This is a genomic window from Paracoccus fontiphilus, from assembly GCF_017356265.1.
GTDB lineage: Bacteria > Pseudomonadota > Alphaproteobacteria > Rhodobacterales > Rhodobacteraceae > Paracoccus > Paracoccus fontiphilus.
The window spans coordinates 25,949-46,616 of sequence record NZ_JAFNAW010000015.1 but is presented as its reverse complement, the minus strand read 5'-3'; the positions used below and the strand labels follow the sequence as shown (position 1 = coordinate 46,616).

Genomic DNA, 20,668 nt, shown 5'->3' with positions numbered 1-20,668 from the left:
CGCCATGCACCGCAGCATCGCCGCGTTGTCGCGCCTGAACGCCTGGCTTTCCCGCGCCAGCCTGTGGCTGGCGGGCACAGGACTGGTGGCGATGACGATCATCGTCTTTGCCCAGGTCTTCTTCCGCTATGTCCTGAACGACAGCCTGCTGTGGGTCGAACCCGTGGCGATCCTGCTGATGAGCTGGTTCATCTTCCTGGGATCGGCGGTGGGGGTCCATGAAAGCTTCCACATGGGCTTCGACGTGCTGCTGTTCTTCCTGCCCGACAGCGCGGGGACCTGGCTGCGCGCGCTGTCCGACCTGGCTGTGCTGGCCTTCAGCGTCGGCATGGCGGTCTATGGCTGGCAATTGATGGCCAAGACCTGGGAATCGACCCTGCCGGTGATCGGCCTGCCCGGCGGCTTCGGCTACATGCCGCTGTTCGCGGGGGGCGTGCTGATGACCCTGTTCGTGCTGGAACACCTGCTCAACCGCCTGTCGGGCCGCACCGTCGAGGCGCAGCCCGACGCCGACGACATCCTGATGACCGAGGCGTAAGATGGAATACCTGATCCTGTTCGGCGTCTTCACGCTGCTTATGCTGATCGGCACGCCGATCGCCTTTTGCCTGGGCATCAGCAGCCTGGCGACCGTCGGCTATCTGGGCCTGCCGCCGCTGGTGGTGTTCCAGCGGTTGTCGGCGGGGATTTCGGTCTTCACGCTGATGGCCATTCCCTTCTTCATCTTCGCGGGCGACCTGATGGTGCGCGGCGGCATCGCCGCCCGGATCGTGGCCTTCGCCGGATCGCTGATCGGCCATGTCCGGGGCGGGCTGGGACAGGTCAACATCGCCGCCTCGACCCTGTTCGGCGGCATTTCCGGGTCGGCGGTGGCCGAGGCGGCGGCGGTCGGCGGCATCATGATCCCGCAGATGAAGGCGCGCGGATACGGCGCGGACTATGCGGTCAACGTGACCTCGATGGCGGCGCTGATCGCGCTGCTGCTGCCGCCCAGCCACAACATGATCATCTACTCGATCTCGGGCGGGGGGCGGATCTCCATCGCCGACCTGTTCACCGCCGGGATCATTCCGGGCCTGCTGCTGGCCGCCGCCCTGTCCGTCACCGCCTATGTCGTCGCCCGCCAGCGCGGCTATCCGACCGAGGCCTTCCCCGGCTTCGCCCGCGTGGGCTATTTCCTGATCCAGTCGCTGCCGGGAATGCTGCTGATCGCGATCATCTTCGGCGGCGTGCGCTCGGGCGTCTTCACCGCCACCGAAAGCTCGTGCATCGCGGTCCTTTACGCGCTGCTGGTGACGATGGTGGTCTATCGCAGCATGTCGTGGCAGGACTTCGTCCACGCAACCCAGCAGGCGGTGCGCACGACCGCGATGGTGCTGCTGATCATCGGCATGGCGGGGGCCTTCGGCTGGCTGATGGCCTATCTGCAAGTGGCGCAGATCTCGCTGAACTGGATGCAGTCGGTATCCGACAATCCCTTCGTGATCCTGCTGATGATCAACATCGTGCTGCTGGTCCTGGGCACCTTCATGGACATGTCGCCCCTGATCATCATCACCACGCCGATCTTCCTGCCGGTCGTGGCGGCCTTCGGCGTGGACCCCGTGCATTTCGGCGTCATCATGATCCTGAACCTGGGGATCGGCCTGAACACCCCGCCGCTGGGCCCCGTCCAGTTCGTCGCCGCCGCCGTGGCGCGGATCTCCATCTGGGAGGCGATGCGCAGCGTCTGGCCCTTCTATGCGGCAGGCCTGATCGTGCTGCTGATGGTCACCTACATCCCCGCCCTGTCGCTGTGGCTGCCGGGGGTGTTCAAATGAGCGATCCCGTCCGCACCGTCCTGGCCCATGCGCCCGACCTGATGGTCGTCCGCTTCGCCTTCGAGGCGGGCGACCGGGGGGCGCTGCACAGCCACCCCCATGTGCAATCGACCTATGTGCAGTCGGGCCGCTACCGCTTCACGATGGACGGCCGCGACTTCGAGGTCGGGCCGGGCGACGCCTTCGTGATCCCCTCGGGCGCCGAGCACGGCTGCGAATGCCTGGAGGGGGGCGTGCTGATCGACAGCTTCACCCCCCGCCGCGACGATTTCCTGTGAAAGGCCCTGCCATGACCACCCATGTCGAAACCCGCCACGCGATCCATCCCGACCATGCCAAGCGCATGGACACGGCGGACCTGCGCCGGCATTTCCTGGCCGAGGGGCTGTTTGCCGATGCCGAGGTCCGGCTGGTCTATACCCATTACGACCGCTTCGTGGTCGGCGGCGCGGTCCCGAACGGCGCCGACATCACCTTGGACAAGATCGAGGAAACCAAGACCGGCACCTTTCTGGAACGGCGAGAGATGGGCATCGTGAACATCGGCGACACCGGCAGCGTCACGGCGGCGGGCCGGACATGGGAGATGAAGAAGGGCGATGTCCTGTATCTGGGCATGGGATCCGGCGCGGTGACGTTCAGCGGCAACGGGCGGTTCTACATCGCGTCCTGCCCCGCGCATCGGGAACTGCCCTGCCGCCTTATCACGGTAGCCGAGGCCAAGGAGATGAAGACCGGCGCGGTGGAAACGTCCAACAAGCGCACCATCCGCCAGTTCATCCACCCGCTGGTCATGGAAAGCTGCCAACTGGTGCTGGGCTATACCACGCTGGAGGACGGGTCGGTCTGGAACACCATCCCGTCGCACGTCCACGACCGCCGGATGGAGGCCTATCTGTATCACGGCATGGCACCGGAAGCGCGCGTCCTGCACCTGATGGGAGAGCCGCAGGAAACCCGCCACCTGTTCGTCGCCAACGAACAGGCGGTGATCTCGCCCCCCTGGTCGGTCCATTCGGGCGCGGGCATCGGCGGCTATACCTTCATCTGGGCCATGGCGGGCGACAACGTGGACTACACCGACATGGACTTCATCCAGCCGGAGGATCTGCGGTGAACCCCTTTTCGCTGGAGGGTCAAACCGCGCTTGTGACCGGCGCCAACACCGGCATCGGACAGGCGATCGCCGTGGCGATGGCGCAGGCTGGCGCGCAGGTCATCGCCGCGGGCCGCCGCGATTGCGACGAGACGCTGGCGCTGATGGGCCAAGTTTCTGAAAAGGCAGGGCGCGGGCTGCGGCTGGATTTCAGCGATCCCATGGCCGCGCGCGACGTGTTCGCGTCCGAGCGCATCGACATCCTGGTCAACAATGCCGGCATCATCCGCCGCGCCGACGCGGTCGAGTTCTCCGAGGCCGACTGGGACGAGGTGATGGACACCAACCTCAAGGCGCTGTTCTTCACCTGCCAAGCCTTCGCCAAGGCAGCCTTGCCGCGCGGGCGGGGCAAGATCGTCAACATCGCGTCCCTGCTGTCCTTCCAGGGCGGCATCCGGGTGCCGTCCTATACCGCGTCGAAACACGGCGTGGCGGGCCTGACCAAGCTGATGGCGAACGAATGGGCGGCGTCGGGCCTCAACGTCAACGCCATCGCACCGGGCTACATCGAAACCAACAACACCTCAGCCCTGCGCGCCGATCCCGACCGGTCCCGCGCGATCCTGGACCGCATTCCCGCAGGCCGCTGGGGCCGGGCCGAGGACATCGGCCAGACCGCCGTGTTCCTGTCCGCCCCCGCCTCGGACTACATCAACGGCGCGGTCCTGAACGTCGATGGAGGCTGGCTTGCACGATAGGCTGCATCGCGAACCCACGACCAAGGCAGGCATCGTCCACCTGGGCCTCGGGGCCTTCTTCCGCGCGCATGGCGCGATCTACGTGGCCGAGGCGGGCGGTTGGGGCATTACCGGCGTCTCGCTGCAATCGCCGGGCACGCGCGACAGGCTGAAACCGCAGGGCTGGGCCTATACGGCGGTCGAGCTTGGACCCGACGGAGAAAAGCCGCAGGTGGTCACGGTGCTGCGCGACGTGCTGGTTGCGCCCGAAGACCCCCAAGCGGTGTTGGACGCCATGGCCGCGCCCGACACTCATATCGTCAGCCTTACGGTGACGGAAAAGGGCTACTGCCACGAGCCGTCCACCGGCAGGCTGAACCGCGACCATCCCGACATCGCGCATGACCTGGAAAACCCGCTGCCGCGTTCCGCGCCGGGCTTCCTGGTCCGCGCGCTGGCCCTTCGCCATGCGGCGGGCCAGCCGCCCTTCACGGTCCTGTGCTGCGACAACCTGCCCGACAATGGCCGGGTGGTCCGGGGGGTGGTGGGGGAATTGGCCCGGCTGATCGACCCGGCGCTGGCGGACTGGATCGAGACGAACGGCGCCTTTCCTTCGACCATGGTGGACCGCATCGTTCCCGCCACCACGCCCGCCGATCTGGACCGGCTGGAAGCCGCCACCGGAACCCGCGACGAGGCACCGGTGATGCACGAACCCTTCCGCCAGTGGGTCATCGAGGATAGCTTCTGCGGCTCCCGCCCCGCCTTCGAACGGGTCGGCGTGCAGATGGTCGCCGACGTGACCCCCTATGAGCACATGAAGCTGCGGATGCTGAACGGCACGCATTCCAGCCTCGCCTATCTGGGCTATCTGGCGGGGCACGAGACCATCGCCGACACCATGTCCGATCCGGTCTTCGCCCATTTCGTGCGGCGTTTGTGGCGCGACGAGATCATCCCGGCGCTGACGCCTCCGCCGGGTGAGGATCTGGGCGCCTATGCCGAGGCGCTGGCCGCACGCTATGCCAATCCGGCGATCCGGCACCGGTCGTGGCAGATCGCCATGGACGGCAGCCAGAAGTTGCCCCAGCGCATCCTGGGGACCATCGCGGAAAGCCGGGCGGCGGGACGGGCAGTGCCGGGGCTGACCTTGGCTGTCGCGGCCTGGATGCGCTACGCGTCGGGGCGCGACGAACGGGGCGCGGCGATCGAGGTCAAGGACCCGCTGGCTCCCCGTCTTGCCGCCCTGTGGCGCGACGATCCGGCGCAGACGGTCGCGGGGTTTCTGGCCGTGGCCGAAGTGTTCCCGCCCGCGCTGCGCGACGACGCGGGGTTTGCGGCGAATCTGACGGCGGCGCTGTCGGGGCTGGTGCGGGACGGTGCGCGGGCGATGGTGGCGGGCGTCGAAGCGGTGGGGTGAAACCCCACCCTACAGGGCCTCGCGCACCAGGGCGCCGCGATGGCGGATCACCTTGCGGCTGAGGGCATGGCCTGCCGCGATGGCGTCGGCGCATCCCGCGCCCGCCAGCCAAGCCGCCAGATAGCCCGCGTTGAAGCTGTCGCCCGCCGCCGTGCTGTCTACGGGGGTCTCGGGTGCAAGGTCGGTCACGGTGCCGAAGCCTTCCGCTCCGCCATGGCTGATCGGCCCGCCGCCGTTCTTCACCACGACCTGGCCCGCCCCAAGCGTCCGATAGCGGGCCACGGTGGCTTGCGGGTCGGCATCGCCGAAATGCGTGGCCTCGTCGTCGAAGGAGGGCAGGACCAGATCGGCGCCCGCCGCCGCATCGCTGATCCCCTGGCGCATGGTCGCGGCATCCGGCCACAGGCGCGGGCGCAGGTTCGGGTCGAAGACGATCCGCGTGCCGCCTGCCTTCGCGCGGGACAGCGCGGCCAGCAGGTTCGCGCGCCCCTCGGGCGGCAGGATCGCCACCGTGATGCCCGAGAAATAGGCGACCGTCACCCTTTCAAGCGCCGCGTCCAGCAGCGAGGGGTCGTCCGCCAGCCGCCTGGCCGCCGAGGTATCGCGCCAATAGGCGAAGTTGCGTTCGCCATGCGTCAGGCTGATCGCGTAAAGACCGATCTCGCGGTCGGGGTCGCGCCCGACATGGGCGGTGCCGATCCCTTCCGCCGTCAGGAAATCCACCATCTGCTGCGAAAAGGCGCCCGTGCCCACGCGCGACAGGTAGTCGACCTGCCAGTCGGCCCCCAGCAACCGGCGCAGATACCAGGCGGTGTTCAGCGTGTCGCCCGCGATACCCAGCCGCCACAGGCCGGGCTGGTCAGACTGGCCCAGTTCGACCATCGCCTCTCCGATGGACAGGATTCGCATCACGCCGCCTGGTGCTGGCGCGACAGCGCCAGTTCGACGCCGCGCAGCTCCGCCAATCCCTTCAGACGTCCGATGGCGGGATAGCCCGGCTGGCCGCCGCGCCCGATGTCGTCCAGGATGTCCTGGCCGTGGTCTGGACGCATGGGGATGCGCCAGTCCTCGCGGCCCGCCGCCCGCCTGCGCGCCTCCTCGGCCAGGATCGCGTCGATCAGGGCCACCATGTCGGTCTGGCCGCCCAAATGCTCGTCCTCGAAGAAGCTGGCGGGAACGGTGTCGGTGTCGCGACGGACGTTCCTCAGGTGCAGGAAATGCACGCGGTCGCCCAGCCGCTGCATCATGCCCGGCAGGTCGTTGTCGTGCCGCGCGCCCAGCGAACCCGAACACAGCGTGATGCCGTTGGCGGGCAGGTCGACGGCGGCGATGCGTTCGGCGAAGTCGGCCTCGGTGGACATGACGCGGGGCAGGCCCAGCAGCGGAAAGGGCGGATCGTCGGGGTGGCAGCACAGCCGCATCCCCAGATCCTGCGCGATCGGGGCCACCTGTTCCAGGAAGTCGTGGAAATGGCGGCGCAGCACGGCGTCCGTCACCGGGGCATAGGTTTGCAGCAACGCGCGCACGTCGGCCATGCTCAGGTGCTCGGCAGCACCCGGCAGGCCGAAGACCACGTTTCCGGCAAGCTGCTGGCGGGCGGCATCGTCCATTTCGGCAAAACGGCGGGCGGCGGCGTCGCGCACATCTTCGGGGAAATCGCCGGCCGCGCCGGGGCGTTCGAGGATGTGGATATCGAAGGCCGCGAAGTCCGTCAGGTCGAACCTCATGCAGCGCGCGCCGTTGGGACGGCGCCATTCCAGGTCGGTGCGCGTCCAGTCCAGCACCGGCATGAAGTTGTAGCAGATCACCCGGAGGCCCGCCGCGTGCAGGTTCCGCATCGAGGCGATCCAGTTTTCGACATGCACGCGCCAGTCGCCGGTCTGGGTCTTGATCGCCTCGCTGACGGGCAGGCTTTCCACGACTTCCCAGGACAGGCCGGACGGGGCGCCGTCGCGCATGACGGCCAGTTGCGCCTGGCGCGTGGCGATCTCCTCAGGCGACCAGACAGCGCCGGTCGGCACATGGTGCAGCGCGGTCACGACGCCCTGAACGCCGGCCTGAAGCATGTCGTCGATGGAAACGCGGTCGTTGGGACCGAACCAGCGCCAGGTGTGTCGCATGGGTTCCTCTCAGTCGGTGAAACAGTCGGGCTGGGCAGCCGCCATCTGCGGCACCTCGGCCAGCATCTGGCGCAGGTGGGTGCGCATCGCGGCTTCGGCCGCGTCGGGATCGCCCTGCCGCAGGGCATCCAGGATCGCCTGATGCTGCCCGATGGTGAAGCTGCGGTCGAAGACGCGCATGGACAAGTGCCGCAGGCGGTTCATCTGCGCCTTGAGACGTTCCAGATCGGCCCAGACGGCATCCTGTCCCGCGGCCTGCGCCAGCAGGTGGTGGAAGCGGTCGTCCGAGTCGATGAACTCCTCGACATTGCCGGCTTCATCGGCGCGGTGCTGGCGGGCGATCTCGTCCGCCATGCGGTCCAGCATGTCGCGGGGACCGGCCTCGGCGACGGCGCGGGCCAGGTCGGCCTCGACCGCCTCGCGGATGAAGCGGGCGGACAGGACGGCGGAAACCGAGATCCGGCTGATATAGGTGCCGCGCTGCGGGCGCACCTCGGCCAGGCCGTCGCTGGCAAGGCGGATAAAGGCCTCTCGCACGGGCTGGCGGCTGATGCCGATGGCCGCCGCCACCTCGGTTTCGCTGATGCGCATTCCGGGGGGCAGGTCGCCCCGCTGGACGCGCTTGCGCAGCCAGTCGTGGACCTGGGACGCGGTGCTGGGCGCAATGGTGATGCGGGCGATGTCCATGGAATCCTCCAAGCAGCCTTCTATGCCATACTTCCATACAAGTAAAGAGCTTCGAGGGTTGTGTGGCACGTCATCGCTGCCCGGCGGCCTGCATCAAGGGTGGTGGGATGAACCCCACCCTTATGGGGTCATGGGGGCCTCGGACGGCATCGCGGGCGCTTCGGTTGCCTGGTCCTGCGGCGCCGAACCGCTCTCCACCAGCCGGTTCTGGTCCCATTCGCCCGCTGCGACCTCGCCGCTGGCATAGCGCATGACGCCCTGGCCCTGCCGCTTGCCCGCCACGAAGCTGCCCTCGTAGCGGTCGCCGCTGGCATAGGTGGCGACGCCGGTGCCGTCGATCTCTCCGCCCTTCCAGCCGCCCTCGTAGACGAAGCCGTCGGGCGTGGTCAGCTTGCCCTGGCCTTCGCGCAAGCCGTTCGCGAAGCTGCCGGTATAGACGGTGCCGTCGGCATAGGTGGCCTGGCCCTCGCCATGGCGCTGCCCGTCCACCCAGGCGCCGGTATAGACGTAGCCGTCGGGATAGGTCATGCGGCCCTGGCCGTGGTTGCGGGCATTGCGGAAGCCGCCCTCGTAGACCATGCCGTTGGCATAGGTGGCCTTGCCCTCGCCCTCGATCACGCCCGCGACCCATTGGCCGGAATAGCTGGCGCCATCGGGATAGGTGATGGTGCCCGTACCGTCGGGGCGGTCGTTCTTCATGCTGCCGGTGTAGACCGAGCCGTCGGGATAGGTGATCTGGCCCTCGCCCTCCATCCGGCCCTCGACCCAGGACCCGGTATAGACATAGCCGTCGGTGCCGGTGAAGGTGCCCTGCCCGTGGCGGCGGTCGGCCTTGAAGGCGCCGTCATAGACATCGCCGTTGGCATAGGTGGCGACGCCCTGCCCTTCGCGCTTGCCGTTCAGCATCTGGCCCTCGTAGCGGTCGCCCGAGCCCTGCACCAGCAGCCCGCTGCCCGACATCTGCCCCGCCGACCAGACGCCGTCATAGACCAGCCCGTCGGCCATGGTCAGCTTGCCCTTGCCCGCGCGCTGGCCCGCCAGCATCCCGCCTTCGTAGACGGCGCCGTCGGGATAGGTGATCTTGCCCTGGCCTTCCTTGACGCCCGCGTTCCAGTCGCCTTCGTAGCGATAGCCGTTGGGCTGGGTCAGCACCCCCTTGCCCTGGTGTAGGCCCTTGACGAAATCGCCCGTATAGACCGACCCGTTGGCATAGCGCGCCACGCCCTTGCCGGTGATCTCTCCGGCGACCCAGTCGCCTTCATAGGTGCCGCCGTCGGCATAGGTGATGGTGCCCGTGCCGTTTGGCTTGCCTTCGGCGAACTGGCCTTCGTAGACCGAACCGTTCGGGAAGGTGGCGCGGCCCCGGCCCAGGATCTCGCCCTCCACCCAGTCGCCTTCGTAGCGATAGCCGTTGGGAAGGGTATAGCTGCCCTGGCCGTGCTGGCGGCCGTTGCGGAAGGTGCCTTCATAGACGCCGCCGTCGTCGTATTGCTTGGTCACGACCTGCGCGTCGGCCGCGGCGGTTCCCGCCAACAGCGCCACGACTGCCGCCCAACTTGCCGCCTTCATCGCCACCATGCCCTTTGTCTTTCGATGCGTGGTTTAGCGCAGGGGAACCCCCGGCGCAAAGCCCGACTTTTCCTTGTGCACACCATCGCCTATCACGGCGTTGAGAGAAACAGGGGCTGCACCATGACCAACCGTTTCCGCCTGACCATCGGCCAGCTGAACGCGACCGTGGGCGATCTGCAGGGCAACGCCGACAAGGCGCGCGAGGCGTGGGAGGCCGCAAGGGCCGCCGGCGCCGACATGCTGGCCCTGCCCGAGATGTTCATCACCGGATACCAGACGCAGGATCTGGTGCTGAAACCCGCCTTCTGCCGCCAAGCCGAGGAGGAGATCCACGAGCTTGCCGCGCTGTGCGTCGGCGGCCCGACCCTGGGCATCGGCGGACCTTGGCGCAGGGGCGACAAGCTGTTCAACGCCTACTGGGTCTTCAAGGACGGCGAGCTGATCGCCCGCGTCCTGAAGCACCGCCTGCCCCACAAGCAGCTTTTCGACGAGCTGCGCCTGTTCGACAGCGGCCCCATCAGCGGCCCCTATCCGGTCGGAAAGGCGCGCATCGGATCGCCCATCTGCGAGGACGGCTGGGCGCCCGACGTGGCCGAGACCCTGGCCGAGACCGGGGCCGAGATCCTGGTGATCCCCAACGGCTCGCCCTATCACCGCAACAAGCTGGACCTGCGCATGGGCCACATGGTGGGCCGCGTGGTCGAGACGGGGCTGCCGCTGGTCTATATTAACATGGTGGGCGGCCAGGACGACCAGCTTTACGATGGCGCCAGCTTCGTGCTGAACCCCGGCGGCAAGAAGGTCGTGCAGCTTCCGCCGTTCCAGGAAATGCTGGCCCATGTCGATTTCACCGAAACCGCCGACGGCTGGCGGGCCGAACCCGGCCTGATGGCGCCACAGCCCGACGAATGGGAACAGGACTACCAGGCGATGATGCTGGGCCTGCGGGAATACCTGCGCAAGTCGGGCTTTTCCAAGGTGGTGCTGGGCCTGTCCGGCGGCATCGATTCGGCGCTTGTGGCGACCATCGCCTCGGACGCGATCGGCCCCGAAAACGTCCATTGCGTGATGCTGCCCAGCGAATACACGTCCCAGGCCAGCCTGGACGATGCGGCGGACTGCGCCCGGCGCCTGGGCACGCGGCTGGACACGGTGCGCATCGACGGCGCGCGCGACGCGGTCTCGGGCGCGCTGGGGCACCTGATGGCGGGCACCACGCCCGACATGACCGAGGAAAACATCCAGTCCCGCCTGCGCGGGCTGATGCTGATGGCCTTGTCCAACAAGTTCAACGAGATGCTGCTGACCACCGGCAACAAGTCCGAGGTGGGCGTGGGCTATGCCACCATCTATGGCGACATGGCGGGCGGCTACAACCCGATCAAGGACCTTTACAAGACGCGCGTGTTCCAGACCTGCCGCTGGCGCAACGAGAACCACCGCGACTGGATGATGGGCCCCGCCGGACAGGTGATCCCCCCGCAGATCATCACCAAGCCCCCTTCGGCGGAACTGCGCCCCGACCAGAAGGACGAGGATTCGCTGCCGCCCTACGAGGTCCTGGACGCGATCCTGGAAGGCCTGGTCGAGAAGGACCTGTCGCTGCGCGACCTGGTCGAGCAGGGCTTCGATGCCGCCACCGTCAAGCGGGTCGAACTGCTGCTTTATGGCAGCGAATGGAAACGCTACCAGGCGGCCCCCGGCCCGCGGATTTCGACAAAGGCCTTCTGGCTGGACCGGCGCTATCCCCTTGTGAACCGCTGGCGCGACAAGGCGTGATCCGCCGGCGCGGAACCCGAAGGCGCGGTTGCGGCTTCGGGTGAGTGCATCTGATCGGAGGAGTGATCATGCCCGAGAAGGACAAGGATCAGGGCTACGAGCCTGACCGCCGCAACGGCCAGGGCGAACACGAGGGCAAGGCCCATTCGCCCAGCGAGTTCGACGTGATGAACCCGGCCAAGACCAAGGACAAGCCGAACGACGATGTCCAGGAACAGTTATAGAGGCATGGGCGGGGCAGAACCCCGCCCGACCCTGCCCGTCTGATCTTGCAGTGTCGCACGGGGCTTCACCCCACCAGCTCCCGGGCCGCCATGTCGATGAATGCATCCTGGTTGCGCCCGACATTGTGGACGAAGACCGTGTCCACGCCCAGTTCGGCAAAGGCCTGCAGGTCCGCCCGGTGCAGCCCCGGATCGGCCGAGACGCGGACCGACCGGCCGATATGCTCCTCGTCCACGAACCGGGCCAGGTGGTCGAAATCCGAGGGGCGGCGGATGTCCCAGTTGATCTCGCCGCCGATCGCGACCGGCGCCCATTGATCAAGCGCGCTTGCCATCGCCTCGTCCTGCGTGTCCGCCCAGGAGATGGTGTGCTGGATGTGAACGGGCTTGCCCGCGCCCCCGCCCTCGCGGAAGGCCTCGATCACCCTGGCGGTCTGGGCCGGATCGCCTCCCAGCGTCAGCAGCCCCTCGGCCCAGCCGCCCAGGAAACGCGCGGTCTCGGCGGTCGCGGCGGCGCCGAACAGGGGCGGCGGGGTTTCGGGCAGGGACCACAGCCGCGCCTCGACGGCGGTGACGCGGCCGCGATGGGTGACGGTGTCCCCCCGCAGCAGGGCGTGCATGACGTCGAAGCATTCCTTCAGCCGGGCATTGCGTTCGGGCTTGTCGGGCCAGACCATCCCGGTCATCGCCTCGTTCAGCGCCTCGCCCGTGCCCAGCGCCAGCCAGAAGCGATCGGGGAACATCTGCTGCAACGTCGCCGCCGCCTGCGCCATGATCGCCGGGTGATAGCGATAGCCGGGCGCCGCGATGTTGCCGAAGGGCACCGTCGTCGCCTGCATGGCCGCCCCCAGCCAGGTCCAGGCATGGCCCGAATGGCCCTGACGGGCGCTCCAGGGCTGGATGTGGTCGGAACACTTGATGGCGGCAAAGCCCGCCGCCTCGGCGCGGATCGCGAGATCCCGCAGGGCTCCGGGGGCATATTGCTCGTGTGCGGCGTGATATCCGATGCGCGTCATGGGGCCGTCCGTTCGTCATGCGTCTGCCCAGCCAAGCGCCCGACGCGGCCGTAAGTTCCGCCGTCGAACAATCCCGCCGCAGCGGGTCTTCCCATCCGGGCGGAAGGCGATTGTCGCATGTCAGGGGCGGCACGGACGAACGGTGGCGGAACGCGGTCCATGGCGTCGGTGTGGAACGCTTCCGCGGCAGGGTGGGCGACTTGCCGGGCCTGACCTCCAGGCTGGATCATATCGCCGCGCCGGGGCGCCGTGCATCTGGTTGCTGCCGTTCTTGCCGCCCGCCAACCGCGACAACGGCCATGACATCACCGACCACCTGCAGTTCGATCCGCCTCGGCACCCTCGACGACTTCCTGACCGAGACCGGGCGCGCGGCATCCGCGTGATCCTGAACGGGTGGCGCGCACATCTCCGACGGGCACCCGTGGCCGCGCTTGACCCGGAAGACGACATGCGCCTGTCCGGCCGCGGCTGGCGACGATTCAGGCGGGCTTTCGACCGGCTGCGGATGGCCTGGAGCCCGCCCCGTTCAATGCCCGGCGCTCCGCTGATCTGCCATGGCGACGAGATCGGCATAGGCAAGGATCTGTCGCGGAAGGGCTGCGATGCGCCATCCCGCGGCCGACCATGACCTCGCGATCCGGTACAACCTGCCGGCCAAGGCGGCGCGGGTGGGCCGGGGCCCGGCGCCTCGTGCAGGGGCAAGGCGACGGCCCTGCCGGGCGATCCCCTTGCCGTCAAGGATGGCCGTGTCAGGGTGACCCTGTCAGGCCAAGGCTTTCGCTGGTCGCGGTGACGGCGACCCTCAGCGGCCCGCAGCCGTCTTGCCCCGCAGCATCGCCGGACCCTGGACCGAAGACCGGGCTGCCGGCGCGCCCGCCCCGTAGTAGTCCCGGAACCATTCGACATAGGCGCGAACGCCTTCCCTGACCGATGTGCGGGGGGCATAGCCGGTCAGCCGGCGCAAAAGGCCGTTGTCCGCCCATGTCGCCACCACGTCGCCCGGCTGCATGGGCAGCATGACCTTCTGGGCTTCCCTGCCCGACGCCTCCTCGATGGCGGCGATGAAGTCCAGAAGCGGCACCGGCTGGCCGTTGCCGATGTTGACCGCCCGCCAGGGACCGACGGGGGACAGGCTGTCCCCCTCGACCGCGGGGCCGGTGGGCGGGGCGTCCATCAGCAGGCGGATGCCGTGCACCAGATCCTCGACATAGGTGAAGTCGCGCTGCATGTTCCCATGGTTGAAGACCTTGATCGGCCTTTCTTCCAGGATTGCCGAGGTGAACAGATAGGGCGCCATGTCCGGCCTTCCCCAGGGACCATAGACGGTGAAGAACCGGAACATGGTCGTCGGAATGTCGAACAGGTGGGCATAGGCATGGGCCATCGCCTCGTTCGACTTCTTCGTCGCGGCATAGAACGACACCTGGGTATCGACCTTGTCCGTCTCGCAATAGGGCATCTTCGTGTTGGCGCCGTAGACCGAACTGGTCGAGGCCAGCAGAAGATGATCCGGCTTGTGCGCCCGCGCCGCCTCCAGAAGCTCGAAGGTGCCGATCAGGTTCGATTCCACATAGGCGCGCGGATTGTCGATGGAATAGCGCACACCCGCCTGCGCAGCGAGATGGACCACCACCTGCGGCTTTTCGCGGGACATGATCTCGGACAGAAGCCCCCTGGTTTCCACGTCGCCGCGGACGGACAGGTAATTGGGAATGTCCTTCAGCCGGTCTTCCCTGTCGGCCTTCAATCTGGGATCGTAGTAATCGTTATGGTTGTCGAATCCGATAACGCGAAAACCTTCGGCCAGCAGCGATCGGCTTAGATGAAAGCCGATAAAGCCCGCCGCGCCAGTAACAAGAGCTGTCTTCATTCGATAAACTCCGCCGATACCAGGTACAAAGGGAAACATTGAACGCAGGGTTTGTGATCGCCCGAACGCGTGGCGTCATGACTTTGGCAGGTCCGGGCTTTTCGATCCGACAAGCCCGGCAGAAAGAATCGTCCGTGTCTCGTGGTTCCTGAAAGACTGCCGCGCATCGTAACTGTTAACCAAGTCATGCGTCAAAATCTTTGTTCGGGAAACGGACGGCGCCGCTTTTGCCAAGACCTTCACGATCGGGGGCGTCGCGATCCGCTGCCGACAGGACCGCCGGACGGGCGGGCCATTCGATGCCGAAGCCGGGGTCGTCCCAGCGCAGGATATGCTGAAGGCCGGGGACATGGGGCTCCGAGCTTGTATAGACCACCTGCGAATCGGGCATCAGCGTCAGAAAGCCATGGGCGCAACCGGCCGGGACATAGACGGCCTCGTTCCGGCCCGCATCCAGGCTGACTGCGCACCAGGCGCCGAAGGACGGGGAGCCGGGCCGCACATCCGCGATGACGTCATAGATCGCGCCGGCCAGGCAGGTGACCAGCTTGGCCTCGGCATGGGGCTGGTCCTGCCAGTGCAGGCCCCTCAGCGTGAACGGCGCCGAACTTTGCGAGTGATTGATCTGCGCGACGGTCGGATCAAGCCCGGCCTGCTGCATCCATGCCCGGCAGAACAGGCGCGAAAACCGGCCCCGGTGATCGTCGTGGGGGATCGACGCGATCAGCCGGGCGCCGTCGACGGCAAGGGGCGTCACCTTCATGATGCCTCCGCCGGTGCCAGAAGCAGATCGCGCAGGCCGTCCTCCAGCGGGATGGCGGGCTTCCAGCCGGGCAGCAGCGGCTGGCGCCACAGCGTCATCACGGTCCCGGCCGGATAGTCCAGCGCGCCAAGCCGCGCGCCGACCGGACCTCCGGCGATCCTTTCCATCAGGGCCACGACCTCGCGCAGGGGCCGTGGATGGCCGCCCCTCAGCGCCCAGCTTTGCGACGGCTGCAGCGACCCGTCCCAGAGCCCCTGCGTGGCCGCCAGAAAGCCCGCCGCGACATCCCTGACATGGATCAGATCCAGTTCCTGTCCGCCGGGCGACAGGTCCATGCCCCGGCCCGCCTGGAAGGATTCGGCCAGCCTGCCGATCAGGCGGCCGCGCCGGTCGCCGGGGCCATAGCTGTCAGCGACCTTCAGGACCATCGTGCGGAACCCGCAGCTTGCGGCGAAATGGTCAAGGATGTCCCCGAAGGCCTGCTTGGTTGCCGCATAAAGGCAGTTCGGGCTGTACTGGGCCTGCCCCGTGGCGTGCTGCCACTGGCTGCCCGCGGCGACGAAGACGCGGCAGGCCGAGGGCCGCAGCAGTTCCAGCATGGCCGTCCCGAACGAGATATTCGCCTCGATCATGGTTTGCGCCGCATGGGGCGCGGTATCGGGCAGATAGCTGGCGGCCAGGTGGATGGCCGCGTCGGGGGTCCGGCGCTCGACCGCCGCGCGCACCATGCCAAGCCCCGGCTGGACCGGCACGAGGTGCACCTGCGGCAGGGCCGCGGCCAGGCCGTCCGCCCGCGGTCCGGGCCGGACGGGGGCGATCACCTCGATCCCCGAGGCGAGCGCCTGCCGGGCAAGCTCTCTGCCCGCGAAGCCGGTGGCGCCGGTCAGAAGGATTCGTTTCATGCGGCCCCCCAAGCCGTGTCAGGCCCCGATCAGCAGGCGGGAATACCGTCCCGCCGCCAGTCGGACCGCAAGAACCATCAGAATGCAAAGACAAAGCGACAGCACGAAGACCACGGGAATGGCCGCCAGCGGCCAGGCCATCATTCCATCGTCGCCCAGGATCACCCGCAATCCCTTCAGCACCACGCGGATGACCAGGGCGTGCAGGAAATACAGGCCGAAGGCCATGTCCGCGACAAAGGACAAGCCCCGCTTCAGGCCCGGATCGGCGATCGGCCGCACCCGCGCCAGCAGCGCCAGCAGCGCCATGCCGCTGGCGATGCGCTGGACATAGAACACCGTCTCGCGCAGATCGGTGATCCCCAGGTGCAGGACGCCGTGCCGATACATCAGGAACAGCACGACCGAGGAGGCAAGGCTGATGCCCCACAGCAGCCGCTGGCGGTCCACCGCCCAATCCAGCCAGCGTTCCAGGTCCGATCCGACCACCAGCGCCACGACATAGGCTCCGGTGAAGTACAGGATCGTCGGAAGGGTGATGTCCGTCCCCTCGCGAGAGAAGGCCAGCGGCATCAGCGCCAGCACGATCGTCACGCCTTGCAAACGCGGATTGCGGGTGATGCGCAGAAGCAGCGGGCTGACCAGGTACAGGATCAGGATGACCGGGATGTACCACAGGACATAGATCGCCTCTCCGTTCAGAAGGTTGTGCCAGATCTGGCCCGGCAGGGTCCGGGCGCTGTCATGGGCACGCCCGGCCCAAGCCACGATCAGCGTCAGGGCCACCGACACCACGACATAGGGCACCAGGATGTTGCGGACCCGGCCTGCCAGAAAGCGGCCCGGCTTCTGCAGCCACAGCGATCGCGCATAGACGATCCCCGAGATCATGGTGAAATAGACCGTTGCGTTGTGAAACAGCACGTCGTTCAGGGCAAAGACGACGTCCGAGTCGTCCTTCAGGTCATAGCCGCCGCGAAAGAAATAGGTTCGTCCCGAATGAAGAAGGACGATCATCAGGATGGCGATGCCCCTGAACTGGTCCAGCGCCGGAAGCCTGCGGACGACCTCTGCCGGGGGAAAGGCATGGATCGCCGCCGATCCGATCCGGCCATCCGGCGCAGGGGGGTCCTGCGGGTCGGGCTTTGCCGGGTCAGCCACTTGCCTGATCCAGCACTTCGGCAACGCCCCGGGCCATGTCATGCATGTCCTGGGCCGACCAGCTTGGATCGACAAGAAAGGCCAGGCTGGTTTCCCCCAGTTCCTGCGCCACCGGCAGCGGCGCCTTGGGACCGATCCCGCGCGAGGCGAAGGTCTTCTCGCGGTAGATTTCCGAACAACTGCCGCTGAAGACGGTCAGGCCGCGTTCGGCCAGGCTGTCCAGGATGCGCTGCCGCGTCCAGCCGGGACGCAGCCGTTCGGGGCGCAGGAAGGCGTAGAAGCGGTAGAAGGCATGGGTCAGGCCGGGACCGGGAAGCGGCACGCGCAGGGCAGGCAGGGCGGCAAAGGCCTCGGCCAGGATCATCGCGTTGCGCGTCCGCGTGGCGCGCCATTCCGGCAGCCGTCGCAACTGCACCAGGCCCAGCGCCGCCGAAAGGCCGGTCATGCGCAGGTTCGTCCCCGGACCCGCGGAATGCAGCCAGCGAAAGCCGGGCGGATGATCCTGGCGCAGCGTTTCGGCCCGCGACTTGCCGTGGTCCTTGAACGACCACAGCTTTTCGTAAAGCGCGGCGTCGTCGGTCAGGATCATCCCGCCCTCGCCCCCGGTGGTCATGATCTTGTCCTGGCAGAAGGACAGCGAGGCCAGCGTCCCGAAGCGCCCGACATCGGCGGGGCCGATCATCGCGCCATGGGCCTGGGCGCAATCCTCCATGACCCACAGGCCATGGCGCTGGGCCAGGGCCATGATCCCCGGCATGTCGCAGGGCCAGCCCGCCAGGTGAACGGGGATGATGCCCCGCGTGCGGGGGGTGATCAGCGGCTCGATGGTGCGGGGGGTGATGTTCTGGCTGTCGGGATCGACATCGGCGAAGACCGGCACGCCCCCCGCCAGCAGCACGCAACTGGCCGAGCTGATGAAGCTGCGGGGCGTCACGATCACCTCGTCGCCGGGCCGGAGGTCCAGCGCCTGCAGGGCGGCATCCATCGTCACGCTGCCATTGGCCATCGCGATGGCGAAGCGTGCGCCCGTCGCCTGTTCATAGGCACGCTCGAACGCGGACACGTCGGGGCCGGTCCAGGCATTCACCCGGCCCGAGCGCAGGACGGCTGCCACGGCTTCGATCTGCTCGTCGTCGTAAATGGGCCAGCGACCGGTCATGGCGTTTCCTTATGCAAGCAGGCGGATGGCCACGAAGGCCTCGGCGGCGGGACGGTGGACGGTTGCGCCGCGAAGCGTCGCAAGCGCGCGGATGGTTTCGACCGACCGCTCGTGCGGGGCGGCGCGATGCTGCGACGCGAACTGCCCGAAGGCGGCCAGCTTGCGGTCGATGGAGGCCGAGATGTCCACGAACACGTTCGGCAGGAAGGCGGGCGTCAGGTAGGGCGCGTTCCAGTTGGTTTCCGACAGCGTTTCATAGGCCAGGATCGCCGTGGGAAAGCGGGCCTGGTGGGGGCGGGACGCCACCATGCCGGACAGGAAGGCCAGTTGGTGATCCAGGTGGATGTCCCCCAGATGGGGCAGGAAGATCGTCTGGGGGTCGATCTGGCGCACAAGGGCGCCAAGGCTGTCATTGGCCTCGGCATGGGACAGGGTGTCCAGCGCGGCGGCGGGCAGGTCCAGCCAATGGGTCTGGGTCACGCCAAGGGTCTGGTGGGCGTCCTTCGCCTCGGCCCGGACGGTGCCGACCTGACGGGCATCGAATCGCGGCGGGCGGCCCGTGGTCAGAACGGCGACATGCACCGCGACCCCCTCGTCGGACAGGCGCGCCATGGTGCCGCCCACGCCCAGCACCTCGTCGTCGGGATGGGGGGCGATGACCAGCACGGGGCCAGAGGATGCAAGATGGGTCAAGGGCATGAAGCACTCCGGAAGCGGGCATGAAGCTTGGGCGGGGGACCGTCATAGTCCAGAAGGTCAAGGCACAGGCCGTCGCCGCACATGACGGTGACGCCGTCCCCCACCGCCTGCACCTGTCCCGGCAGGCCGATGTGATACCCTTGGCGCGGCGACAGGCGGGCTGCGCGGATGCAGCGCCTGCCGGTGTCGTCGAAGGTGAAGGCCGCCGGATAGGGCGGCGACACGGCGCGGATCAGCCTTTCGATCCGCGCCGCGGGCTGGGACCAGTCGATCATGCCGTCCTGCGGCTCTCGCCGGGCGCAAAGCGTGGCTTGGCCGTGGTCCTGGACCCTCCGGGGCCTTTCGCCCTGCGCCAGCCGCGACACGAGGCCGACCAGCAGCGGGATCATCTCGGACACGGCGCGGTCGTAAAGGCTGCGGGCCGTTTCATGGTCGGGATCGATGGGAAACAGCGTCTGCGCGGCGATGTCGCCGGTGTCCGTGCCCTCGTCCAGCCACAGCAGCGTCGCGCCGCCCTGGCTTTCGCCGCACAGGATCTGCCAGGGAATGACGCCGCGCCCGCGCATCCGCGGCAAGGCCGAGGGGTGGAAGCCGATGCAGCCCAGGGCGGGGATCGCCCGGAACTCGGCGCCGCAAAGCTGCGACCAGCCGATCACAAGGATCAGGTCGGGGGCGGCGGCGCGCAGGGCAGCCAGCGTCTCGGGTGCATTGCTGCGCGCGGCTTCAAGGACGGGAATGGCATGGGCGGCAGCGATGGGGCGCAGATCGGCGAAGTCGGAATGGTTTCCGGCGCGATCCAGGGGCAGCGTCATGACCAGCGCCGGCACGTGACCCGCCGCGCAAAGGCCGTCGAGCGCGCGTGCCGAGCCCTCGACCGCGCCGACAAACACTGTTCTCATGCAGGAACCCCCTGGGCGGCAAGCCAGCGCTGGGCTGCGGAAAGACGTTCGGGACGGGGATGCTCGCCCCGCAGGGCCACCAGAAGGGTTTCGGCCAGGATGCGCAGATCCAGAAGGGTCGATCGGTGATCCACATACCACAGGTCGAGCGCCAGCTTTTCCGAATCGCCCAGGCGCGTGTTGCCGCTGACCTGCGCCCATCCGGTCAGGCCGGGCGCGACCCGGCAGCGCTTCAGCCCCGCCTCGCCGAAGCCGGCGATCGTCGCGGGCAGCAAGGGCCGGGGGCCGACAAGGGCCATGTCGCCGCGCAGGATTAGCAGAAGCTGCGGCAGTTCGTCCAGCCGCAGCCTGCGGATCAGGCGCGACAAGGGGATCTGCCGTTCGTCGTCGGGCAGAAGGACGCCGTCGGGACCGCGCGCATCCGTCATGGTGCGGAACTTGACGATGGTGAAGGGCCGCGCGCCCCGGCCGGCACGGGCCTGACGGAAGAAGACCGGATTTCCGATCCGCCAGCGAATCAGCAACCAGGTAATGGCTTCAAAGGGCAGCGTAACGACAAAAAGAATCGACGCCAAAAACAACTCGACACTGCGACTCATGACTAAACCGGAACATACCGAGGAACTAACGACACAGTTTTTCAAGAATAGGCATTTTTTTTGTCGCCGTGCAAGATTTAGGCGATAGTATGATCCCGGTAAAGATTTCAGACTGCCTGTGAAAAGTTACGAGTGGACTGGG

22 protein-coding genes are annotated in these 20,668 nt (G+C 67.6%); 9 read left to right on the top strand and 13 right to left on the bottom strand.

All coding sequences use genetic code 11. The features are described from left to right. Positions 1 to 4: 4 nt before the first annotated feature. Genes J0F76_RS07685 through J0F76_RS07660 form a run of 6 tightly spaced genes read left to right on the top strand, consistent with a single transcriptional unit; the run spans position 5 to position 5,073 of the window. Positions 5 to 538, top strand: coding sequence for a TRAP transporter small permease (locus J0F76_RS07685; RefSeq protein ID WP_207467487.1), 534 nt, complete (start codon positions 5 to 7; stop codon positions 536 to 538). Position 539: 1 nt separating this feature from the next. Beyond that, positions 540 to 1,820 carry a TRAP transporter large permease gene (locus J0F76_RS07680; RefSeq protein ID WP_207467485.1) on the top strand — a complete coding sequence of 427 codons (1,281 nt, stop codon included), beginning with the start codon at positions 540 to 542 and terminating at the stop codon, positions 1,818 to 1,820. Beyond that, entirely contained in the window at positions 1,817 to 2,098 is a 282-nt protein-coding gene (locus J0F76_RS07675) for a cupin domain-containing protein (protein WP_207467483.1), read from the top strand. The genes J0F76_RS07680 and J0F76_RS07675 overlap by 4 nt, the downstream gene beginning before the upstream one ends. An 11-nt stretch (positions 2,099 to 2,109) precedes the next feature. Then, positions 2,110 to 2,937, top strand: a complete 828-nt coding sequence (gene kduI / locus J0F76_RS07670) for a 5-dehydro-4-deoxy-D-glucuronate isomerase (protein WP_207467481.1) — start codon at positions 2,110 to 2,112, stop codon at positions 2,935 to 2,937. Then, a complete protein-coding gene (kduD, locus tag J0F76_RS07665; RefSeq protein ID WP_207467479.1) occupies positions 2,934 to 3,674 on the top strand; it encodes a 2-dehydro-3-deoxy-D-gluconate 5-dehydrogenase KduD in 741 nt (246 codons plus the stop codon). Before kduI ends, kduD begins: the two co-directional genes overlap by 4 nt. Beyond that, positions 3,652 to 5,073 (top strand): mannitol dehydrogenase family protein, encoded by a 1,422-nt coding sequence (locus J0F76_RS07660; RefSeq protein WP_207467477.1) that lies wholly within the window; start codon positions 3,652 to 3,654, stop codon positions 5,071 to 5,073. Before kduD ends, J0F76_RS07660 begins: the two co-directional genes overlap by 23 nt. 9 nt (positions 5,074 to 5,082) lie before the next feature. Here J0F76_RS07660 and J0F76_RS07655 read toward each other — a convergent pair whose 3' ends face one another. The 4 genes from J0F76_RS07655 to J0F76_RS07640 all read right to left on the bottom strand — a co-directional run bounded on the left by J0F76_RS07655 (position 5,083) and on the right by J0F76_RS07640 (position 9,449). Further along, the gene (locus tag J0F76_RS07655) at positions 5,083 to 5,982 is read right to left on the bottom strand and encodes a sugar kinase (RefSeq protein ID WP_207467475.1); all 900 of its coding nucleotides are present in this window, start codon (positions 5,980 to 5,982) and stop codon (positions 5,083 to 5,085) included. Further along, positions 5,982 to 7,193, bottom strand: coding sequence for a mannonate dehydratase (gene uxuA / locus J0F76_RS07650; RefSeq protein ID WP_207467473.1), 1,212 nt, complete (start codon positions 7,191 to 7,193; stop codon positions 5,982 to 5,984). Before uxuA ends, J0F76_RS07655 begins: the two co-directional genes overlap by 1 nt. A gap of 9 nt (positions 7,194 to 7,202) precedes the next feature. Then, the gene (locus J0F76_RS07645; RefSeq protein ID WP_207467471.1) at positions 7,203 to 7,880 is read right to left on the bottom strand and encodes a GntR family transcriptional regulator; all 678 of its coding nucleotides are present in this window, start codon (positions 7,878 to 7,880) and stop codon (positions 7,203 to 7,205) included. Positions 7,881 to 8,000: 120 nt separating this feature from the next. Continuing rightward, on the bottom strand, positions 8,001 to 9,449 hold the full coding sequence (locus J0F76_RS07640) for an MORN repeat-containing protein (protein WP_207467532.1): 1,449 nt from the start codon (positions 9,447 to 9,449) through the stop codon (positions 8,001 to 8,003). A gap of 123 nt (positions 9,450 to 9,572) precedes the next feature. Here J0F76_RS07640 and J0F76_RS07635 point away from each other — a divergent pair, with 123 nt between their 5' ends. Both J0F76_RS07635 and J0F76_RS07630 read left to right on the top strand, forming a co-directional pair. Next, positions 9,573 to 11,231, top strand: coding sequence for an NAD+ synthase (locus J0F76_RS07635; RefSeq protein WP_207467469.1), 1,659 nt, complete (start codon positions 9,573 to 9,575; stop codon positions 11,229 to 11,231). Between the two features lie 68 nt (positions 11,232 to 11,299). After that, positions 11,300 to 11,455, top strand: coding sequence for a hypothetical protein (locus J0F76_RS07630; RefSeq protein WP_207467468.1), 156 nt, complete (start codon positions 11,300 to 11,302; stop codon positions 11,453 to 11,455). A gap of 65 nt (positions 11,456 to 11,520) precedes the next feature. Here J0F76_RS07630 and J0F76_RS07625 read toward each other — a convergent pair whose 3' ends face one another. After that, positions 11,521 to 12,471 (bottom strand): TIGR03885 family FMN-dependent LLM class oxidoreductase, encoded by a 951-nt coding sequence (locus tag J0F76_RS07625; RefSeq protein WP_207467466.1) that lies wholly within the window; start codon positions 12,469 to 12,471, stop codon positions 11,521 to 11,523. A 259-nt stretch (positions 12,472 to 12,730) separates the two neighbouring features. Between J0F76_RS07625 and J0F76_RS07620 the strand changes: the two genes are divergently transcribed. Further along, the gene (locus tag J0F76_RS07620; RefSeq protein ID WP_207467464.1) at positions 12,731 to 13,102 is read left to right on the top strand and encodes a hypothetical protein; all 372 of its coding nucleotides are present in this window, start codon (positions 12,731 to 12,733) and stop codon (positions 13,100 to 13,102) included. Positions 13,103 to 13,276: 174 nt separating this feature from the next. Here J0F76_RS07620 and J0F76_RS07615 read toward each other — a convergent pair whose 3' ends face one another. The 8 genes from J0F76_RS07615 to J0F76_RS07580 form a co-directional block, all read right to left on the bottom strand. Beyond that, positions 13,277 to 14,344: an NAD-dependent epimerase/dehydratase family protein gene (locus J0F76_RS07615; protein WP_207467462.1), complete on the bottom strand. Its 1,068-nt coding sequence runs from the start codon at positions 14,342 to 14,344 to the stop codon at positions 13,277 to 13,279. A 184-nt stretch (positions 14,345 to 14,528) separates the two neighbouring features. Next, positions 14,529 to 15,107 carry a dTDP-4-dehydrorhamnose 3,5-epimerase family protein gene (locus J0F76_RS07610; RefSeq protein WP_207467459.1) on the bottom strand — a complete coding sequence of 193 codons (579 nt, stop codon included), beginning with the start codon at positions 15,105 to 15,107 and terminating at the stop codon, positions 14,529 to 14,531. After that, the gene (locus J0F76_RS07605; protein WP_207467456.1) at positions 15,104 to 16,009 is read right to left on the bottom strand and encodes an NAD-dependent epimerase/dehydratase family protein; all 906 of its coding nucleotides are present in this window, start codon (positions 16,007 to 16,009) and stop codon (positions 15,104 to 15,106) included. The genes J0F76_RS07610 and J0F76_RS07605 overlap by 4 nt, the downstream gene beginning before the upstream one ends. A gap of 18 nt (positions 16,010 to 16,027) precedes the next feature. Next, the gene (locus J0F76_RS07600; RefSeq protein ID WP_207467454.1) at positions 16,028 to 17,170 is read right to left on the bottom strand and encodes an acyltransferase family protein; all 1,143 of its coding nucleotides are present in this window, start codon (positions 17,168 to 17,170) and stop codon (positions 16,028 to 16,030) included. After that, positions 17,163 to 18,329 carry a DegT/DnrJ/EryC1/StrS family aminotransferase gene (locus J0F76_RS07595; RefSeq protein ID WP_207467452.1) on the bottom strand — a complete coding sequence of 389 codons (1,167 nt, stop codon included), beginning with the start codon at positions 18,327 to 18,329 and terminating at the stop codon, positions 17,163 to 17,165. Before J0F76_RS07595 ends, J0F76_RS07600 begins: the two co-directional genes overlap by 8 nt. 9 nt (positions 18,330 to 18,338) lie before the next feature. Further along, positions 18,339 to 19,022: a PIG-L deacetylase family protein gene (locus tag J0F76_RS07590; protein WP_242690057.1), complete on the bottom strand. Its 684-nt coding sequence runs from the start codon at positions 19,020 to 19,022 to the stop codon at positions 18,339 to 18,341. Beyond that, on the bottom strand, positions 19,019 to 19,927 hold the full coding sequence (locus tag J0F76_RS07585; RefSeq protein ID WP_207467448.1) for a methionyl-tRNA formyltransferase: 909 nt from the start codon (positions 19,925 to 19,927) through the stop codon (positions 19,019 to 19,021). Before J0F76_RS07585 ends, J0F76_RS07590 begins: the two co-directional genes overlap by 4 nt. Next, the gene (locus J0F76_RS07580; RefSeq protein WP_207467446.1) at positions 19,924 to 20,526 is read right to left on the bottom strand and encodes a sugar transferase; all 603 of its coding nucleotides are present in this window, start codon (positions 20,524 to 20,526) and stop codon (positions 19,924 to 19,926) included. Before J0F76_RS07580 ends, J0F76_RS07585 begins: the two co-directional genes overlap by 4 nt. Positions 20,527 to 20,668: the final 142 nt, after the last annotated feature.

What these genes read in the sequence shown, in the direction of transcription:
- J0F76_RS07630 (WP_207467468.1), top strand. Translation starts at nt 11,300, where the DNA reads ATGCCCGAGAAGGACAAGGATCAGGGCTACGAGCCTGACCGCCGCAAC.
- J0F76_RS07685 (WP_207467487.1), top strand. Translation starts at nt 5, where the DNA reads ATGCACCGCAGCATCGCCGCGTTGTCGCGCCTGAACGCCTGGCTTTCC.
- J0F76_RS07645 (WP_207467471.1), bottom strand. Translation starts at nt 7,880, where the DNA reads ATGGACATCGCCCGCATCACCATTGCGCCCAGCACCGCGTCCCAGGTC.
- J0F76_RS07660 (WP_207467477.1), top strand. Translation starts at nt 3,652, where the DNA reads ATGGAGGCTGGCTTGCACGATAGGCTGCATCGCGAACCCACGACCAAG.
- J0F76_RS07675 (WP_207467483.1), top strand. Translation starts at nt 1,817, where the DNA reads ATGAGCGATCCCGTCCGCACCGTCCTGGCCCATGCGCCCGACCTGATG.
- J0F76_RS07635 (WP_207467469.1), top strand. Translation starts at nt 9,573, where the DNA reads ATGACCAACCGTTTCCGCCTGACCATCGGCCAGCTGAACGCGACCGTG.
- J0F76_RS07605 (WP_207467456.1), bottom strand. Translation starts at nt 16,009, where the DNA reads ATGAAACGAATCCTTCTGACCGGCGCCACCGGCTTCGCGGGCAGAGAG.
- J0F76_RS07640 (WP_207467532.1), bottom strand. Translation starts at nt 9,449, where the DNA reads ATGAAGGCGGCAAGTTGGGCGGCAGTCGTGGCGCTGTTGGCGGGAACC.
- J0F76_RS07585 (WP_207467448.1), bottom strand. Translation starts at nt 19,927, where the DNA reads ATGAGAACAGTGTTTGTCGGCGCGGTCGAGGGCTCGGCACGCGCGCTC.
- J0F76_RS07615 (WP_207467462.1), bottom strand. Translation starts at nt 14,344, where the DNA reads ATGAAGACAGCTCTTGTTACTGGCGCGGCGGGCTTTATCGGCTTTCAT.
- uxuA (WP_207467473.1), bottom strand. Translation starts at nt 7,193, where the DNA reads ATGCGACACACCTGGCGCTGGTTCGGTCCCAACGACCGCGTTTCCATC.
- J0F76_RS07655 (WP_207467475.1), bottom strand. Translation starts at nt 5,982, where the DNA reads ATGCGAATCCTGTCCATCGGAGAGGCGATGGTCGAACTGGGCCAGTCT.
- kduI (WP_207467481.1), top strand. Translation starts at nt 2,110, where the DNA reads ATGACCACCCATGTCGAAACCCGCCACGCGATCCATCCCGACCATGCC.
- J0F76_RS07610 (WP_207467459.1), bottom strand. Translation starts at nt 15,107, where the DNA reads ATGAAGGTGACGCCCCTTGCCGTCGACGGCGCCCGGCTGATCGCGTCG.
- J0F76_RS07580 (WP_207467446.1), bottom strand. Translation starts at nt 20,526, where the DNA reads ATGAGTCGCAGTGTCGAGTTGTTTTTGGCGTCGATTCTTTTTGTCGTT.
- J0F76_RS07680 (WP_207467485.1), top strand. Translation starts at nt 540, where the DNA reads ATGGAATACCTGATCCTGTTCGGCGTCTTCACGCTGCTTATGCTGATC.
- J0F76_RS07595 (WP_207467452.1), bottom strand. Translation starts at nt 18,329, where the DNA reads ATGACCGGTCGCTGGCCCATTTACGACGACGAGCAGATCGAAGCCGTG.
- J0F76_RS07625 (WP_207467466.1), bottom strand. Translation starts at nt 12,471, where the DNA reads ATGACGCGCATCGGATATCACGCCGCACACGAGCAATATGCCCCCGGA.